Origin of the sequence: Streptomyces sp. NPDC015139 (genome assembly GCF_043079785.1) — a bacterium.
Taxonomy (GTDB): domain Bacteria; phylum Actinomycetota; class Actinomycetes; order Streptomycetales; family Streptomycetaceae; genus Streptomyces; species Streptomyces albidocamelliae.
Genome location: NZ_JBIBUW010000017.1, coordinates 32,790 through 47,805, shown reverse-complemented (window position 1 = coordinate 47,805; position 15,016 = coordinate 32,790). Strand labels below are relative to the sequence as shown.

Here is a 15,016-nt window from a genome sequence, read left to right as displayed (position 1 = left end):
GCCGCCCCGACGCTCGTCCCCCGAAACCCGGACCCCGGCATGCGGTCGCCCCGGTTGAAGGGACGACCGCCCCCAACCCTACCGGCCCATATGTACGGCGGTCAGTGCTCGGGCGACTCAACCGGCGCCGAAGTGACCAGTTCCGTGAGCACACCGTGGCAATCCTTGGGGTGCAGGAAGGTGATCCGCGACCCCATGGAACCGATCCGTGGCTGGTCGTACAGAACGCGTACGCCCTTCTCGCGGATGTCCGCGGCGTCGGTGTCCACATCCGCCGTACCGAAAGCGATGTGGTGGACACCCTCGCCGTTCTTCGCGAGCCACTTGGCGACGGTGGAGTCCTCGCGGGTCGGTTCCAGCAGCTGGAGGTAGGAGGCACCGCCGTCCGAGGTCTCGTTGATCTTGAGCATGGCCTCGCGCACGCCCTGTTCCTCGTTGACCTCGGTGTGGAACACCTCGAAGCCGTACGTGGCCCGGTAGAACTCGACGGTCGCGTCGAGGTCGTGACAGGCGATCCCGATGTGGTCGATTCGCGTCAGCATGGATTCAGTGCAGCGCTCATCAGATGGTTACGCAACGTGCGCGCGATCACACCGACGGGCCGATGACGGCACGGAGTGCCACTCAGTACATTCGAAGTAAACCCTCGTTCACTCCTCGGCCTGGCCGGTAAGGGGATCGCAGCTCATGCCTTCTGGAACGAACAGCTCGGTGATCGTCGCGGGCGCGCGTACGCCCATGGGACGACTGCTCGGCTCGCTCAAGTCCTTCTCCGGAGCCGACCTCGGCGGCTTCGCGATCAAGGCCGCCCTCGACCGTGCGGGGATCGGCGGCGACCAGGTGCAGTACGTGATCATGGGCCAGGTGCTCCAGGCCGGGGCGGGTCAGATCCCGGCCCGCCAGGCCGCCGTCAAGGCCGGTATCCCGATGAGCGTCCCGGCGCTCACCATCAACAAGGTCTGTCTGTCCGGCCTGGACGCCATCGCGCTGGCGGACCAGCTGATCCGCGCCGGCGAGTTCGACATCGTCGTGGCGGGCGGACAGGAGTCCATGACCAACGCCCCGCACCTGCTGCCGAAGTCCCGCGAGGGCTTCAAGTACGGCGCGATCGAGATGCTCGACGCGATGGCCTACGACGGTCTGACCGACTCCTTCGAGGGCATCGCCATGGGCGAGTCCACGGAGAAGCACAACACGCGCCTCGGTATCGCGCGCCCCGAGCAGGACGAGATCGCCGCCCTGTCCCACCAGCGGGCCGCCGCCGCGCAGAAGAACGGCGTCTTCGAGGCCGAGATCACCCCCGTGGAGATCCCGCAGCGCAAGGGCGAGCCGGTCGTCTTCAGCAAGGACGAGGGCATCCGCGGCGACACCACCGCGGAGTCGCTCGGCAAGCTGCGCCCGGCCTTCGCCAAGGACGGCACGATCACCGCGGGCTCCGCCTCGCAGATCTCCGACGGCGCGGCGGCCGTGGTCGTCATGAGCAAGGCCAAGGCCGAGGAGCTGGGCCTGGAGTGGCTCGCGGAGATCGGCGCCCACGGCAACGTGGCCGGCCCGGACAACTCCCTGCAGTCCCAGCCGTCGAACGCCATCCAGCACGCCCTGAAGAAGGACGGCCTGGAGGTCGGCGACCTCGACCTCATCGAGATCAACGAGGCCTTCGCCGCGGTCGCCGTGCAGTCAATGAAGGACCTCGGCGTGTCCACGGAAAAGGTGAACGTCAACGGCGGCGCGATCGCGCTGGGCCACCCGATCGGCATGTCCGGCGCCCGTCTCGTGCTGCACTTGGCGCTGGAGCTCAAGCGGCGTGGCGGCGGTGTCGGCGCTGCCGCGCTGTGCGGTGGCGGCGGCCAGGGCGACGCGCTGATCGTCCGGGTTCCGAAGGCCTGAGTTCCCCTTAACGTCTGTGAAGTGAACGGAGCTGTTTGATGCAGGACGTCTCCTCTCTGGTGGCCCAGGCCAGGGAAGGCCGGCCGCGGGCCGTGGCCCGGCTCATCTCCCTGGTGGAGGGGGCGTCCCCGCAGCTCAGGGAGGTCATGGCGGCACTGGCCCCGCTGACCGGCAACGCGTACGTCGTCGGTCTGACGGGCTCGCCCGGTGTCGGCAAGTCGACCTCCACCTCCGCGCTCGTCACGGCGTATCGCAAACAGGGCAAACGGGTCGGCGTCCTGGCCGTCGACCCGTCGTCCCCGTTCTCCGGGGGCGCCCTGCTCGGTGACCGGGTCCGGATGTCGGAGCACGCCTCCGACCCGGGCGTCTACATCCGCTCGATGGCCACCCGCGGTCATCTGGGCGGCCTGGCCTGGTCGGCACCGCAGGCGATCCGCGTGCTGGACGCGGCGGGCTGCGACGTGGTCCTGGTCGAGACGGTCGGTGTCGGCCAGTCGGAGGTGGAGATCGCCTCCCAGGCGGACACCTCGGTCGTCCTGCTGGCCCCCGGCATGGGCGACGGCATCCAGGCGGCCAAGGCCGGCATCCTCGAGATCGGCGACGTGTACGTCGTCAACAAGGCGGACCGGGACGGCGCCGACGCCACGGCCCGCGAGCTGAACCACATGCTGAGCCTGGGCGAGGCCCGCGCCGCCGGCGACTGGCGTCCGCCGATCGTGAAGACGGTCGCCGCGCGCGCGGAGGGGGTCGACGAGGTCGTCGAGGCCCTGGAGAAGCACCGTGCCTGGATGGAGGAGCGCGGGGTCCTCGCCGAGCGCCGCCGGGCCCGCGCGGCCCGCGAGGTGGAGACCATCGCGGTCACCGCCCTGCGCGAACGCATCGGCGACCTGCACGGGGACCGCCGGCTCAGCGCCCTCTCCGAGCGCATCGTCGCCGGTGAACTGGACCCGTACCGCGCGGCCGACGAACTGGTCGCGAGCCTGACGCAGGGCTGAACCTCCCCCGCGCGGCCCGCCTGCTGCTAGGTTGGCCGCCATGTTCCTCTCCTTGGCGTAGAGCGCGCACCGGATCGCGGGGCCCGACCGTGGCCACCGCGTCCCTCGGTGTCCCCTCTTCCGCCTCACACAGAGGAACGTCAGCATGTCCACGCATGCCTCCGCGCGGCCTTCGTACGCCGCCGTCCTGCGCGTCCCGCACGCGCGCCGCACCTTCGTCTCCGCCCTGACCGCCCGGCTGTCCTACGGCACGGTCTCCCTCGCCGTGCTGCTCTCCGTCACCCGTGCCACCGACTCCTACGCGGTGTCCGGCGTGGTGATGTCCCTGTTCGGCGCGACGTCGGTCTTCCTGATGCCGGTCAGGGCGTCCTTGATCGACCGTCACGGCCCCCGCCGCGCACTGCTGCCGATGTCGGTGCTCTACGGCACCCTGCTGTGCGTCCTGGCGGCCCTGACCTGGCGTCCGGCGGTACCGCCGACGGCCCTCGCGGCCGCCGCGGCGCTCGCCGGAGCGTGCGCGCCGCCCCTCGGGCCGACCATGCGTGCCCTGTGGGCCGAACTGCTCCCGGACCGGGACCTGCTGCGCCGTGCGTACAGCCTCGACGGGGTCGCGGAGGAACTGCTCTACGTCTGCGGACCCGTACTGATCGGCGCGCTGACCGCCTTCGCGCACCCGGCGTCCGGCCTCCTGCTGAGCGCGTTCCTGATCGTGGCCGGCACCTGCGCCTTCGTCATGTCCCCGGTGATGCCGGGTCCGCGGCCGGCCTCGCGCGCCCAGCGGCGCGGGGGAGTACGGGGGCTCGGGACGCCCGTGGCCGTGGCCCTCGGCGTGGGGCTGGCCCTCAGCGGGGTGGACCTGCTGGCGATGGCCTTCGCCTCGGCGCACGCCTACGATCCCGGCACGGTCCCGTGGGTGCTGGGCGCGCTCTCGGCGGGCAGCGCGGTCGGCGGGCTGGTGAACGGGGCGGTGCCCTGGCGGTCGGCGGCCCGCGAGCGGCTGCTCCTGTTCGCCCTCGCCCTGGGCCTGACGGTGGCGGCGGCCGGCCTGGCACCGAACCTGTGGACGCTCACGGTGGCGATGGCCGTCGCCGGGGCGTTCCTCGCCCCGGCGCTGACGACGGCCTATCTCCTGGCCGACGAGACGGTGTCGGCCGATGCCCGCACCCGGGCCGGGGCCTGGGTCAACATGGGCGTCAACGCGGGAAGTTCCGGGGGAGCGCTGGTGGCGGGGCTGCTGATCGGCCGCCTGCCGCTGTGGGCGTGCTTCGCCCTCGCGGGCGGCGCGGCCCTGCTGCCCGCGCTGTCGGCCGTGCGGTGGCGGGCCGGCCGGGCGGCTGACCAGGCCTCTTCGGCCGGGGACACCCCGCCCGGGCGGGCCGGAGCGACCGGCCGCCCGGCCGAGGCCTGTCCGGCAGGCGAACGGAGCTAGGGACGCCCTCGCTGTCCCCGCAGGTGCTCGGCGATCGGCTTGAGCGCCTTGTCCAGCTCTATCAGTGTCTCCGGCGACAGAAGGTCGATGAAGTGCCGCCGCACCGACGCCACGTGGTGCGGCGCCACCTTCCGCATCGTCTCCATGCCGTGCTCGGTCAGCACGGCGAACAGTCCGCGCCGGTCGGACTCGCAGTTCTCACGGCGCACCAGGTTCGCGTTCTCCATCCGCGTGATCTGGTGCGAGAGCCGGCTCTTGGACTGCAGGGTCGCGGAGGCGAGGTCGCTCATCCGCATCCGTACGTCCTCCGACTCGGACAGGTTCACCAGGATCTCGTAGTCGTTCATAGTCAGGCCGAACGGCTGCAAGTCCTTTTCGAGCTGGTACGTCAACAGCCTGTTGACCTCCAGGTGGGTGCGCCAGGCGCACTGCTCCGCATCGGTCAGCCAGCGCGTGGCCGTCTCGGTCTCCATGAATGAAGTCTACCTAAGAAGTTGAATGACGAACTACTTCGGGTGGTGTGACTGTGCGCACGCGTTCGATGTCACACTCCGCAGACTACCGCTCACAGCCCGAAGCGACGCTGGAGGTCTCCCAGCTGTCCGGGAAGGCGCGGTACCCCCGACGATTGCGGACCGTGTCCACCCGATGCCGTTACGCCACCGCCGGGGACCCCGGCCTCCGGCGGAACCACCCCCGTGGCCGCCTCGGTCATGAGGGTCTCCGTCGACTGCAGCAGGACCGTCCCGGCCCCCACGAACTCGAACTGGTGCTCCTCGCCGGAGGCCCCGCCGAGGCCGGTCATCGCACGTAGGCCGCCCAGTACACCCGCCAAGTATCCGTGGTCGTAGTGATGGCACGGGGACGGGCAGTCGGCCCACCCGACGAGGGCCTGCGGGTCGACCCGGATCGGAGGTTCCATGAACACCACCGGACCGTTAGATGCGGCGACGAACTTTCCGGTTCCGATCAGGGTCAGAAAACCCGGCACGATCGATTGCTTGAGCGCGAGACTTGGCTGAAAAGCGAGCAGGTTGCCCGCGCGAATGGTCAAGTTCCCGTCGTCCAGGTCGTAGGAGTTGACGTCGAAAGCCCGGTCGGCCAGCAGCATCTTGCCCGAGCCCTGCGCCACGACCCAGTCGCTCGCGTGCAGTGGCGAATGGAACGAGGTACGGACAAGTCGGTCGAGTCGGCCGTGCCCGATGCCGTTGAACTCGATCGCCCCGTAGTAGGCGATCATCTTCCCCTTCTGCAGGAACCACTGGCCGCCCTTGAGCTCGACGCAGAACGTGTAGGTGTTCACGTTGTCGTCGGCGGGCAGCGTCATGGGGTCGTGGACCACCGGGCCGCCGGGCACTCCGTACGCGCTCACAGCTTTTCCTCCGACGCCTGGACGAACACCGTGCCGTTGCCGCTCAGCTCCAGCTGGAAGGCCTCGCCGGAGCCGCGGCCCACCATGTCGCGCCACCCGAGCGCGGTGGACAGCTTGTTGCGCACGTCCCCGTGATGGGCGACGTAGGCCTGCGGGTCGACGTGGACCGGGCGCTGCGGGGTGACCGGGAGCTCGAAGACGCCGCCGTGCGCCATCACGGCCACCGAGCCGTTGCCCCGCAGGGTGGTGGTGAACAGTCCCTGCCCGGTGACCTGGCCCCGGACCAGGCCCATGACGCCGCCCTGCGAGCCCAGGAACATCGTGCCCTGCTGGAGGGTGCCCTCGAAGGCGAGCAGGCGGTCCGCCTCCACGTAGAGGGTGTCGCCGGAAAGGCTGATGACATGGACGTGGTGGCCGCCGTGCCCGAAGAAGACCGTGCCGCTGCCCTCGACCGACATGAGCGGCGTCGCCTCGCCGGCCACCCGTCGCCCGAGCATCGACATCAGCCCGCCCTGACCGCCCTGGATGTCGGGGGTGAAGGACACCTCCCCCTTGTAGGCGAGCATGGCCCCGCGCTGGCTGTACAGCCGCTGCCCCGGCAGCACCGTCGCCTCGACCATCTTGGAGTTGATCTCTCGGAAGGTCATGTCACAGGTCCCCCGCGATCGTGTTCCGCTCGCTCGGCTGCACGTACACCAGGCCGTCGCCCTCGAAGCGGATCTGGAACGCCTCGCCGCCGCCCTCCCCGAGGAACGTGCGGAACGTCACACCGGACTGGAAGGACTGCCGCACCTCGCCCTGGTGGGCGATGTAGGCGCCCGGGTCGACGGCCAGCGGGTACTGCGGGCTGACCCGCAGCACGACCGCCGGGCCGTCGGACATGATCGCCGCCTGGCCGTGCCCCTCGACGGTCGTCGTGAAGAGCCCGTTGCCCTGCGAGGCGCCGCGCAGCCCCGTGAACGTCGTGCCCGTCCTCAGTCCCGCGTCCGTCGCCAGCAGATTGCTCGACTCGACGTAGAGCTTGTCCCCCCTCAGGGCGACCAGGTTGATCTCGGACGCACGGTCCGCGAACCAGCAGGTCCCGTGCCCCTTCACCTCCATCACCGTCATCTGTTCGCCGGTGAGCCGCCGGGTCACCATCCCGCGCAGCCCCTCGCCGCCGCCGCTCAGCTTCCTGAAGGCCATCTGACCGTCGTACGCGACCATCGAGCCGTTCTTCGCCTTCACGGCGTCCCCGGTCATGTCGACGGCCAGCACCTTGCTGCCTTGGAGTCGGAACATCGCCACGCTGGGAAAGTAGCGGCCGGACGGGTGGGGCGAACAGGGCCCGGGGGTGGAGAGCGACCCTGAGCGGACCCCTAGGGCCGCGGTTTGCCACAATGGGAGAACGCTTGTGCGTGCGTTCACAAACCGGCAGTCCGTAATCGGCAGACCGTCGTTCGACACTCCCACCGAAGGTGACCCGTGGACATCAAGACCGCCACCGCCCTCCGCCGCCTCCGCCTGGTCTCCGCCCCCGAGGCCGTGTCCTTCCTGATCCTGCTCCTGTGCTCGGTGCTGAAGCGGACCACGGACTTCAACGCGGTCCCCGTGATGGGCGCGATCCACGGTGTGCTGTTCGTCTTCTACGTGATCTTCTGGGCGGACGCCTGGAACCGCACCAAGTGGCCCCTGGGCACCGCGGCCCTCTACTTCGTCCTCTCGGTGCTGCCCACCGGCGGCTTCTTCGCCGAGCGCAGGCTGCGCCGTGAGGCCGAGGACGCGGTCATCGCGGCCCGCGCCCGCAAGGAAGGGGTCGTGAACGTATGATCGTCGCCTTCTCCGTGACGCCCCTCGGGGTCGGTGAGGACGTGGGGGAGTACGTCGCCGACGCCGTCCGCGTGGTCCGCGAGTCGGGACTGCCCCACCGCACCGACGCGATGTTCACCTCGATCGAGGGCGAGTGGGACGAGGTCATGGCCGTCGTACGGCGTGCCGTGGCCGCCGTCGAGGCCCGTGCCCCGCGTGTCTCGCTGGTCCTCAAGGCGGACATCCGGCCCGGTGTGACCGACGGCCTCACCTCCAAGGTGGAGACCGTGGAGCGGTACCTGGCGCAGTGATCCCGCGGGCCCTCGGCCCCCGAACCCCGGTCCCCAGGACCGGGGTTCTCTCGTACCCGCTCTTTGAGCGATCGCTCAAGGGGGTGTATTTTTTTTCCACGAATGTTTGAGCGGTCGCTCAAAACAATGGCCTGACGTGGGGGAACACATGGGTCTCTACATAGAGACGCACATACGCGCCGACCTCGACGAGCTGTGGGCCCGTACCCAGGACCCCGCCCGGCACCAGCGCTGGGACCTGCGCTTCACCGAGATCGCGTACCTCCCGCGCGTGGAGGGGGAGCCGCAGCGCTTCAGCTACTCCACGCGCCTGCTGCCGTTCCTCACCGTCTCCGGCACCGGCGTCGCGGCCGGCGAGAAGGAGCGCCCCGACGGCACCCGCACCTCCGCCCTGCGCTTCTCCTCCCCGCACCCCCTCTCCCTGATCGCCGAGGGAAGCGGCTACTGGCGCTACGTACCGGAGGCGCACGGCGTCCGCTTCCTCACCGGCTACGACTACCGCCCCCGCTGGGGCGCCCTCGGCGCCCTCGGCGACCGGGCGCTGTTCCGCCCGCTCATGGGCTGGGCGACCGCGTGGTCCTTCGACCGGCTCAGACTCTGGCTGGAGCGGGGCATCACCCCCGAACGCGCCCTGCTCAACTGGCTCGCCGAACTCGCGGTCCGCGCGCTCGTCCTCGGACTCTGCCTGAGCGCGCTCGGCACCGACCCGTTCCTGCGCCTGTTCGGGCCCTTCGCCGACACCGCGGCCTTCCTCTGCCCGCTGCTGCTCGTGGTCGGCATCTCCCTCGTCCTGTTCAAGGAACCGCTCCCCTGCACCCCGGCGGCCCGGCGCTGCCTGCGGGCCCCCGTCACGCGGACCCGGGCGCCCCGCCTGCTGCGCACCCTGGAGAAGCCCTCGTGACCTCGATGTTCGAGACCGTCATGGGCGCCGGCTTCGACCGGCTGCACCCACGGCTGCGGCGCCGCTTCTCCGTGGGCCTCGCGAGCGGCGAGGCCTGCACCGGCCGGGGCGTGATGGACCGCGTCTGGCACGGACCCGCGTTCGTGAAGCCCTTCCTGGCGCTGGGCGCCACCCGCAACATCCTGGTCCCCGAGGCCGGCCGCGACATCCCCTTCGTGATCGAGAACGTGCCGTACACCGACGGCCTGGGGCGTGAGACGGTGAGCTTCGTGCGCACCTTCGAACTGCCCGGCCGCAGCCGCCGCTTCGACGCCCAGATGGTGCTCGGCCCCCGGGGCGACCGCATCCTCGACTACCTCGGCACCCACCAGCACCTCGCGAGCGAACTGCACCTGCGCGCCGAGCCCGACGGCTCCCTGCTCATCCGCTCCGGCGAACACCGCTTCCGGGAAGGGCCGGTGGACGTCCGGGTGCCCGAACTCCTCGGCGCCACGGCCGAGGTGCGCGAGTCCTACGACGAGGACGCCGGCCGCTTCCGCATCCGGGTCCGGGTGGTCAACCGCTTCTTCGGACCGCTCTTCGGCTACGAGGGTTCCTTCACGGCCGCGTACACGGACGTCCGCACCCTCGGGGTACGGCCGGGGCTGCGCCCCGTGCGGGAGGAGGCGCGCGCATGAGCCCGGAGACGGCGAAGTCCCAGGAGACCAAGACCAAGCTGCTGGAGGGCGCCCTGCGCACCCTCACCGAGCAGGGCATCGCCAAGACCTCGGCCCGTACGGTGGCCTCGGCGGCCGGCGTCAACCAGGCGCTGGTCTTCTACCACTTCGGCTCGGTGGACGAACTGCTGGCGGCGGCCTGCCGGTACGGCGCGGAGAAGTCCGTGGCCACGTACCGGGACCGGCTCGCCGCCGTCACCTCCCTGTCCGAACTCCTCACCGTCGGCCGCGAGATGCACGACCAGGAGCGCGCCGAGGGGCACGTGGCACTCCTCGGCCAGCTGCTCGCCGGTGCCCAGACCCACGCCGGACTCGGCCCCGCCACCGCGGCCGGACTCGACCTGTGGATCGCCGAGATCGAGGGCGCGCTGCGCCGCGTCCTCGCGGCGACCCCCCTCGGCGAGTTCACCGACCCCGCCGGCCTGGCCCGGGCCGTCGCCGCCTCCTTCGTCGGCATCGAACTGTACGAGGGCGTCGACGAGCGGGGCGCCCACGCGGCCCTCGACGCCCTGGAGGGGCTGGGCGCCCTCGTCACCGCGCTGGAGGAACTCGGCCCCGTCGCGCAGCGAGCGGTACGCCACCGTCTGCGCCGGCAGAGCCGCTGACCCAGGAGGCGTCAGCCCGCCGACGTCAGCGCCATCCCCAGAGGTGTCCGCTCGTACAGCACCTGATGGCCGTAGCGGCGGGCGGTCAGCAGGCCCGCGTCGCGCAGCACGGTCAGATGGGCGGAGACCGACGAGGGCGCGAGCCGCAGACGGTGGGCGAGGGCGGTGGTACCGGCCGGTTCGTCGAGCGCGGTCAGCACGGCCGCCCGGTTGCGGCCCAGCAGCCGTACCAGCGCCTCGGGCGTCCGCTCGGCCGGTTCCGCCCACAGCCCGCCGACGCCCCGCGCCGGGTAGATCACGGCCGGCTGCCAGGGCGGCGGGAAGCTGCTGATCACGTCCGGCCAGGTGAAGACGCTCGGCATCAGCACCAGCCCCCGGCCGCCCAGGTGCCGTTCGTGCTCGCCGCGCGACTGCACGGTCAGCGTCGTCTCCTGCCAGCCGCAGCGCGCGTGGATCTCCGGCAGCAGCCCGCCGAGGCCCACCTCGGCCAGCCGCCGCGAGTGGAAGGCGACGTCCGCCTCCAGCAAGGCCCGCAACCGGGGCCAGTCCGGCTCGACCAGCACCCGCCACGCCTCCTCCAGCGCGTCCGCCAGCTCCCGCACCATCCGCCCGGGATCCGCCAGCCAGGCCCGGCCCCGCGGCGAGTCCAGCGCGCCCGGTGTGCACGCCAGCGACGCGGCGGTGTCCGCCCGGGCCGCCTCCGGATCGGCCGCCCGGATCGCCGAGATCTCCTCCGCGAAGGACACCGCCGGGCCGAGCAGCGGCGGGACCAGCCAGTCGGGGCTGTGCCCGCGTCTCGGCATCAGCAGCCACAGCGGCGCGAGATCGAGCCCGGCCGCCGCGTCCCGGATCCGGCGCAGCCAGGGCGCGTGGTACCCGTGCCGGTCCGGCCGCTTGAGCGTCCGCACCGCCTCCTGCGTCTCCCAGACGGGCGAGAGGGCGAACCGGCAGCGCAGGAAGTCGTCGTCGCCGAAGTGAAGACGTGAGGGCACGGGCACCACCTGATCGCCGGCTCGCGGGACATTCGGCCTGAGCCGAAACTCTACGGGTGACCGTCCCCGGCGGGGCACGCTGCCCGGCATGTCCGCACCTGCCCAGGCCCCGGCGCCCGCCGGATACGGCCGTGTCCTCGCCGTGCCCGAGTTCCGGGCCGTCTTCGCCGCGCACGTCCTGTCCATGCTCGGCATGATCGTCAGTGAGGTCGCGCTGTCCGTCCTCGTCTACGACCTGACCCGCTCCCCCCTGTGGAGCGCGCTCACCTTCGCCCTGGGCTTCCTGCCCTACGCCGTCGGCGGCACCCTGCTCGCCCCGGTCGCCGACCGGTTCCCGGCCCGGCGCGTGCTCGTGGTCTGCGACCTGGTGTGCGCGGGCTGTGTCGCCCTGATGGCGGCACCGGGCCCGGGCATCGGCCCGCTCCTCGTGCTGCGCTGCTGCCTCGCCGTCGTCGCCCCGGTGTTCTCCGGCACCCGCATGGCCACCCTCGCCGACGTCCTCGGCGACGGCGACCTGTTCGTGCTCGGCCGCTCCCTGCTGCGGATCGTCGCCCAGAGCGCCCTGCTCGTCGGATTCGGCCTCGGCGGTCTGCTGCTCACCGTGGTCACCCCGCGCCACGCCCTGCTGATCACCGTCGGGACCTTCCTCGCCTCCGCGGCGCTGCTGCGCCTCGGCACCCGGCACCGGCCCGCCCGCACCCGGCCGGGCGGCGACGCCCCGCCGGGCCTGCGGCAGCTGCTCGCCCGCCCCCGCGTCCGGGTGCTGCTCCTGCTGTTCTGGGTGCCGGCGGCGTTCTCCGTCGTCCCCGAGGCGCTGGCCGCGCCGTACGCCGACGCCCTCGGCAGCGGTTCCACCGGCCTCGGCCTGCTGATGTGCGCCCTGCCCGTCGGCACGGTGGCCGGCGAGCTGTTCGCCGGGGCCCGGCTGCGCCCCGCGGCCCGGGAACGCGTCGCGCTGCCCCTGCTCTGCCTGACCCTGCTGCCCTACCTCGGCTACGCCCTCCACCCGGGGCTCACCGGCTCGCTGCTGCTCCTGCTGCTGTCCGGGGCCGGATCCGCGTACACCCTCGGCCTGGACCAGTGGTTCGTGCGGGCCGTGCCCGAGGAGCTGCGCGGGCGGGCCATGACCCTGCTGAGCGCGGGCCTGATGACGGTCCAGGGCGCCGGCATGGCGCTCGCCGGTGTGGCGGCCGAGGTGGCGGGGGTCGGGGCGGCCGTGGTGGGGGCCGGCGCGGTGGGCGTCCTGTGCTGCTGCGGGCTGGCCCTGGCGGCCCGGGCGACCGAAAGCCGAGACGGGGCTGCCCGGCATATGACCGGCCGGTAGGGTCTGATGACGTGCCGAAGCCACTCAGCCTTCCGTTCGACCCCATCGCGCGTGCCGACGAGCTCTGGAAGCAGCGCTGGGGAAACGTGCCGTCCATGGCCGCCATCACCTCGATCATGCGGGCCCACCAGATCCTGCTCGCCGAGGTGGACGCGGTGGTCAAGCCGTACGGGCTGACGTTCGCCCGGTACGAGGCGCTGGTGCTGCTCACCTTCTCCAAGGCCGGTGAGCTGCCGATGTCCAAGATCGGCGAGCGGCTGATGGTGCATCCCACGTCCGTCACGAACACCGTGGACCGGCTGGTCAGGTCCGGGCTGGTCGCCAAGCGACCCAACCCCAACGACGGCCGCGGCACCCTCGCCGTCATCACCGACAAGGGCCGCGAGGTGGTCGACGCGGCCACCCGCGACCTCATGTCCATGGACTTCGGCCTGGGCGCGTACGACGCGGAGGAGTGCCAGGAGATCTTCGCGATGCTCCGTCCGCTGCGGATCTCGGCACACGACTTCGACGAGGAGTGACCCGGGGCAAGATCTCCCGGAACGGGTGGTTACGCTCGTGGGCATGAAGAAGAGCGTGCTGACCCGCTACCGCGTCCTGGCCTACACCACCGGTGTCCTGCTGGTGCTGCTGTGCCTGAGCATGATCGCGAAGTACGGGTTCGACATGAGCGGTGCCGCCGACTTCACGCGGGTCGTCGCCATCGCCCACGGCTGGCTGTACGTCGTCTACCTGGTGTTCGCCTTCGACCTGGGGTCCAAGGCGAAGTGGCCGGTCGGCAAGCAGCTGTGGGTGCTGCTCGCGGGCACCATCCCCACGGCCGCGTTCTTCGTCGAGCGCAGGATCAGCCGCGAGCTGGAGGCCGGTACCGCCGGCCGGGAGCCGGCCGTCGCCAAGGCCTAGGTTTTACCGCCGTACGAGTTCCGTACGGCGGTCAGCCATCGACATTTACTAGGACGTCCAAGTAAATTCGAGGGTATGGACGCTCACGCCATCGACGAGGGCCGCCGCCGCTGGCAGGCCCGCTACGACGCCGCACGCAAGCGCGACGCTGACTTCACCACGCTCTCCGGCGACCCCGTGGAGCCGGTGTACGGGCCCCGACCGGGCGACACCTACGAGGGATTCGAGCGGATCGGCTGGCCCGGGGAGTACCCGTTCACGCGCGGGCTCCATCCGACCGGCTACCGCGGGCGCACCTGGACCATCCGCCAGTTCGCCGGCTTCGGCAACGCCGAGCAGACCAACGAGCGGTACAAGATGATCCTCGCCGCGGGCGGCGGGGGTCTGTCCGTGGCCTTCGACATGCCGACCCTCATGGGCCGCGACTCCGACGAACCGCGCTCGCTCGGCGAGGTCGGGCACTGCGGCGTCGCCATCGACTCCGCCGCCGACATGGAGGTCCTGTTCAAGGACATCCCGCTCGGTGACGTCACGACCTCCATGACGATCAGCGGGCCCGCCGTGCCCGTCTTCTGCATGTACCTGGTCGCCGCCGAGCGGCAGGGGGTCGACCCCGGGGTGCTCAACGGCACCCTGCAGACCGACATCTTCAAGGAGTACATCGCGCAGAAGGAGTGGCTCTTCCAGCCCGAGCCGCACCTGCGCCTCATCGGCGACCTGATGGAGCACTGCGCGGCCGGCATCCCCGCCTACAAGCCGCTCTCCGTCTCCGGCTACCACATCCGCGAGGCCGGGGCCACGGCCGCGCAGGAGCTGGCGTACACGCTCGCCGACGGCTTCGGGTACGTGGAGCTGGGCCTCTCGCGCGGCCTCGACGTGGACGTCTTCGCGCCGGGTCTGTCCTTCTTCTTCGACGCGCACGTCGACTTCTTCGAGGAGATCGCCAAGTTCCGGGCCGCGCGGCGGATCTGGGCGCGCTGGATGCGGGAGGTGTACGGCGCGAAGAGCGACAAGGCCCAGTGGCTGCGCTTCCACACGCAGACCGCCGGGGTCTCGCTGACCGCGCAGCAGCCGTACAACAACGTGGTGCGTACCGCCGTGGAGGCGCTGGCCGCCGTCCTCGGCGGCACCAACTCCCTGCACACCAACGCGCTGGACGAGACCCTCGCGCTGCCCAGCGAGCAGGCCGCCGAGATCGCGCTGCGCACCCAGCAGGTGCTGATGGAGGAGACCGGGGTCGGCAACGTGGCCGACCCGCTGGGCGGTTCGTGGTACGTCGAGCAGCTGACGGACCGGATCGAGGCGGACGCGGAGAAGATCTTCGAGCAGATCAGGGAGCGGGGCCTGAGGGCGCACCCCGACGGGCGGCACCCGATCGGCCCGATCACCTCCGGCATCCTGCGCGGGATCGAGGACGGCTGGTTCACCGGCGAGATCGCCGAGTCGGCGTTCCGCTACCAGCAGGCCCTGGAGAAGGGCGAGAAGCGGGTCGTCGGCGTCAACGTGGGCACCGGCTCCGTCACCGGGGACCTGGAGATCCTGCGGGTCAGCCACGAGGTGGAGCGCGAGCAGGTGCGGGTGCTCGCCGAGCGGAAGGCGGCGCGCGACGACGCCGCGGTGCGCTCCGCGCTGGCGGCGATGCTGGACGCGGCCCGCTCCGGCGCCAACATGATCGAGCCGATGCTGGACGCGGTGCGCGCCGAGGCCACGCTGGGCGAGATCTGCGGGGTGCTGCGCGACGAGTGGGGCGTGTACACGGAACCGGCAGGCTTCTAGCCCGGCGCCCGCCACCC

The 15,016-nt window shown here is 71.5% G+C and carries 18 protein-coding genes; 12 read left to right on the top strand and 6 right to left on the bottom strand.

What is annotated here, in order from left to right:
* Positions 1 to 101 precede the first annotated feature (101 nt).
* The gene (mce, locus tag ACF08B_RS33515; RefSeq protein ID WP_073889621.1) at positions 102 to 542 is read right to left on the bottom strand and encodes a methylmalonyl-CoA epimerase; all 441 of its coding nucleotides are present in this window, start codon (positions 540 to 542) and stop codon (positions 102 to 104) included.
* Positions 543 to 687: 145 nt separating this feature from the next.
* Here mce and ACF08B_RS33510 point away from each other — a divergent pair, with 145 nt between their 5' ends.
* The 3 genes from ACF08B_RS33510 to ACF08B_RS33500 all read left to right on the top strand — a co-directional run bounded on the left by ACF08B_RS33510 (position 688) and on the right by ACF08B_RS33500 (position 4,311).
* A complete protein-coding gene (locus ACF08B_RS33510; RefSeq protein ID WP_392320831.1) occupies positions 688 to 1,887 on the top strand; it encodes an acetyl-CoA C-acetyltransferase in 1,200 nt (399 codons plus the stop codon).
* 38 nt (positions 1,888 to 1,925) lie between these two features.
* The gene (gene meaB, locus ACF08B_RS33505) at positions 1,926 to 2,882 is read left to right on the top strand and encodes a methylmalonyl Co-A mutase-associated GTPase MeaB (RefSeq protein WP_392320830.1); all 957 of its coding nucleotides are present in this window, start codon (positions 1,926 to 1,928) and stop codon (positions 2,880 to 2,882) included.
* Between the two features lie 145 nt (positions 2,883 to 3,027).
* Complete coding sequence (locus ACF08B_RS33500; RefSeq protein WP_392320829.1) at positions 3,028 to 4,311, top strand: MFS transporter; 1,284 nt, start codon at positions 3,028 to 3,030, stop codon at positions 4,309 to 4,311.
* On the opposite strand, the gene ACF08B_RS33495 is transcribed toward ACF08B_RS33500, so the two are convergent.
* The 4 genes from ACF08B_RS33495 to ACF08B_RS33480 all read right to left on the bottom strand — a co-directional run bounded on the left by ACF08B_RS33495 (position 4,308) and on the right by ACF08B_RS33480 (position 6,964).
* The gene (locus ACF08B_RS33495; RefSeq protein WP_093474630.1) at positions 4,308 to 4,784 is read right to left on the bottom strand and encodes a MarR family winged helix-turn-helix transcriptional regulator; all 477 of its coding nucleotides are present in this window, start codon (positions 4,782 to 4,784) and stop codon (positions 4,308 to 4,310) included. The genes ACF08B_RS33500 and ACF08B_RS33495 overlap by 4 nt on opposite strands.
* Before the next feature lie 92 nt (positions 4,785 to 4,876).
* A complete protein-coding gene (locus ACF08B_RS33490) occupies positions 4,877 to 5,638 on the bottom strand; it encodes an AIM24 family protein (protein ID WP_392320828.1) in 762 nt (253 codons plus the stop codon).
* A gap of 41 nt (positions 5,639 to 5,679) precedes the next feature.
* Entirely contained in the window at positions 5,680 to 6,330 is a 651-nt protein-coding gene (locus ACF08B_RS33485; protein ID WP_392320827.1) for an AIM24 family protein, read from the bottom strand.
* Position 6,331: 1 nt separating this feature from the next.
* Positions 6,332 to 6,964: an AIM24 family protein gene (locus ACF08B_RS33480; protein WP_392320894.1), complete on the bottom strand. Its 633-nt coding sequence runs from the start codon at positions 6,962 to 6,964 to the stop codon at positions 6,332 to 6,334.
* A gap of 183 nt (positions 6,965 to 7,147) precedes the next feature.
* Between ACF08B_RS33480 and ACF08B_RS33475 the strand changes: the two genes are divergently transcribed.
* The 5 genes from ACF08B_RS33475 to ACF08B_RS33455 all read left to right on the top strand — a co-directional run bounded on the left by ACF08B_RS33475 (position 7,148) and on the right by ACF08B_RS33455 (position 10,004).
* Entirely contained in the window at positions 7,148 to 7,492 is a 345-nt protein-coding gene (locus tag ACF08B_RS33475) for a DUF3817 domain-containing protein (RefSeq protein WP_392320826.1), read from the top strand.
* Entirely contained in the window at positions 7,489 to 7,782 is a 294-nt protein-coding gene (locus ACF08B_RS33470) for an MTH1187 family thiamine-binding protein (protein WP_093474624.1), read from the top strand. Before ACF08B_RS33475 ends, ACF08B_RS33470 begins: the two co-directional genes overlap by 4 nt.
* A 148-nt stretch (positions 7,783 to 7,930) precedes the next feature.
* Positions 7,931 to 8,683 carry a hypothetical protein gene (locus ACF08B_RS33465; RefSeq protein ID WP_392320825.1) on the top strand — a complete coding sequence of 251 codons (753 nt, stop codon included), beginning with the start codon at positions 7,931 to 7,933 and terminating at the stop codon, positions 8,681 to 8,683.
* Entirely contained in the window at positions 8,680 to 9,360 is a 681-nt protein-coding gene (locus tag ACF08B_RS33460; RefSeq protein WP_392320824.1) for a DUF4166 domain-containing protein, read from the top strand. Before ACF08B_RS33465 ends, ACF08B_RS33460 begins: the two co-directional genes overlap by 4 nt.
* Positions 9,357 to 10,004, top strand: a complete 648-nt coding sequence (locus ACF08B_RS33455) for a TetR/AcrR family transcriptional regulator (RefSeq protein ID WP_392320823.1) — start codon at positions 9,357 to 9,359, stop codon at positions 10,002 to 10,004. Before ACF08B_RS33460 ends, ACF08B_RS33455 begins: the two co-directional genes overlap by 4 nt.
* Before the next feature lie 11 nt (positions 10,005 to 10,015).
* On the opposite strand, the gene ACF08B_RS33450 is transcribed toward ACF08B_RS33455, so the two are convergent.
* Positions 10,016 to 10,996, bottom strand: coding sequence for a DUF5937 family protein (locus ACF08B_RS33450; protein ID WP_392320822.1), 981 nt, complete (start codon positions 10,994 to 10,996; stop codon positions 10,016 to 10,018).
* An 88-nt stretch (positions 10,997 to 11,084) separates the two neighbouring features.
* On the opposite strand from ACF08B_RS33450, the gene ACF08B_RS33445 reads away from it, so the two are divergent.
* The 4 genes from ACF08B_RS33445 to ACF08B_RS33430 all read left to right on the top strand — a co-directional run bounded on the left by ACF08B_RS33445 (position 11,085) and on the right by ACF08B_RS33430 (position 14,999).
* A complete protein-coding gene (locus ACF08B_RS33445; RefSeq protein WP_392320821.1) occupies positions 11,085 to 12,320 on the top strand; it encodes an MFS transporter in 1,236 nt (411 codons plus the stop codon).
* Between the two features lie 11 nt (positions 12,321 to 12,331).
* Positions 12,332 to 12,841 (top strand): MarR family winged helix-turn-helix transcriptional regulator, encoded by a 510-nt coding sequence (locus ACF08B_RS33440; RefSeq protein ID WP_073889642.1) that lies wholly within the window; start codon positions 12,332 to 12,334, stop codon positions 12,839 to 12,841.
* Positions 12,842 to 12,884: 43 nt separating this feature from the next.
* Positions 12,885 to 13,223 (top strand): DUF3817 domain-containing protein, encoded by a 339-nt coding sequence (locus ACF08B_RS33435; RefSeq protein ID WP_392320820.1) that lies wholly within the window; start codon positions 12,885 to 12,887, stop codon positions 13,221 to 13,223.
* Between the two features lie 75 nt (positions 13,224 to 13,298).
* Complete coding sequence (locus ACF08B_RS33430; RefSeq protein ID WP_392320819.1) at positions 13,299 to 14,999, top strand: methylmalonyl-CoA mutase; 1,701 nt, start codon at positions 13,299 to 13,301, stop codon at positions 14,997 to 14,999.
* Positions 15,000 to 15,016: the final 17 nt, after the last annotated feature.

What these genes read in the sequence shown, in the direction of transcription:
- ACF08B_RS33485 (WP_392320827.1), bottom strand. Translation starts at nt 6,330, where the DNA reads ATGACCTTCCGAGAGATCAACTCCAAGATGGTCGAGGCGACGGTGCTG.
- ACF08B_RS33470 (WP_093474624.1), top strand. Translation starts at nt 7,489, where the DNA reads ATGATCGTCGCCTTCTCCGTGACGCCCCTCGGGGTCGGTGAGGACGTG.
- ACF08B_RS33435 (WP_392320820.1), top strand. Translation starts at nt 12,885, where the DNA reads ATGAAGAAGAGCGTGCTGACCCGCTACCGCGTCCTGGCCTACACCACC.
- meaB (WP_392320830.1), top strand. Translation starts at nt 1,926, where the DNA reads ATGCAGGACGTCTCCTCTCTGGTGGCCCAGGCCAGGGAAGGCCGGCCG.
- ACF08B_RS33495 (WP_093474630.1), bottom strand. Translation starts at nt 4,784, where the DNA reads ATGGAGACCGAGACGGCCACGCGCTGGCTGACCGATGCGGAGCAGTGC.
- ACF08B_RS33455 (WP_392320823.1), top strand. Translation starts at nt 9,357, where the DNA reads ATGAGCCCGGAGACGGCGAAGTCCCAGGAGACCAAGACCAAGCTGCTG.
- mce (WP_073889621.1), bottom strand. Translation starts at nt 542, where the DNA reads ATGCTGACGCGAATCGACCACATCGGGATCGCCTGTCACGACCTCGAC.
- ACF08B_RS33510 (WP_392320831.1), top strand. Translation starts at nt 688, where the DNA reads ATGCCTTCTGGAACGAACAGCTCGGTGATCGTCGCGGGCGCGCGTACG.
- ACF08B_RS33490 (WP_392320828.1), bottom strand. Translation starts at nt 5,638, where the DNA reads ATGACGCTGCCCGCCGACGACAACGTGAACACCTACACGTTCTGCGTC.
- ACF08B_RS33480 (WP_392320894.1), bottom strand. Translation starts at nt 6,964, where the DNA reads ATGTTCCGACTCCAAGGCAGCAAGGTGCTGGCCGTCGACATGACCGGG.
- ACF08B_RS33500 (WP_392320829.1), top strand. Translation starts at nt 3,028, where the DNA reads ATGTCCACGCATGCCTCCGCGCGGCCTTCGTACGCCGCCGTCCTGCGC.
- ACF08B_RS33430 (WP_392320819.1), top strand. Translation starts at nt 13,299, where the DNA reads ATGGACGCTCACGCCATCGACGAGGGCCGCCGCCGCTGGCAGGCCCGC.
- ACF08B_RS33445 (WP_392320821.1), top strand. Translation starts at nt 11,085, where the DNA reads ATGTCCGCACCTGCCCAGGCCCCGGCGCCCGCCGGATACGGCCGTGTC.
- ACF08B_RS33465 (WP_392320825.1), top strand. Translation starts at nt 7,931, where the DNA reads ATGGGTCTCTACATAGAGACGCACATACGCGCCGACCTCGACGAGCTG.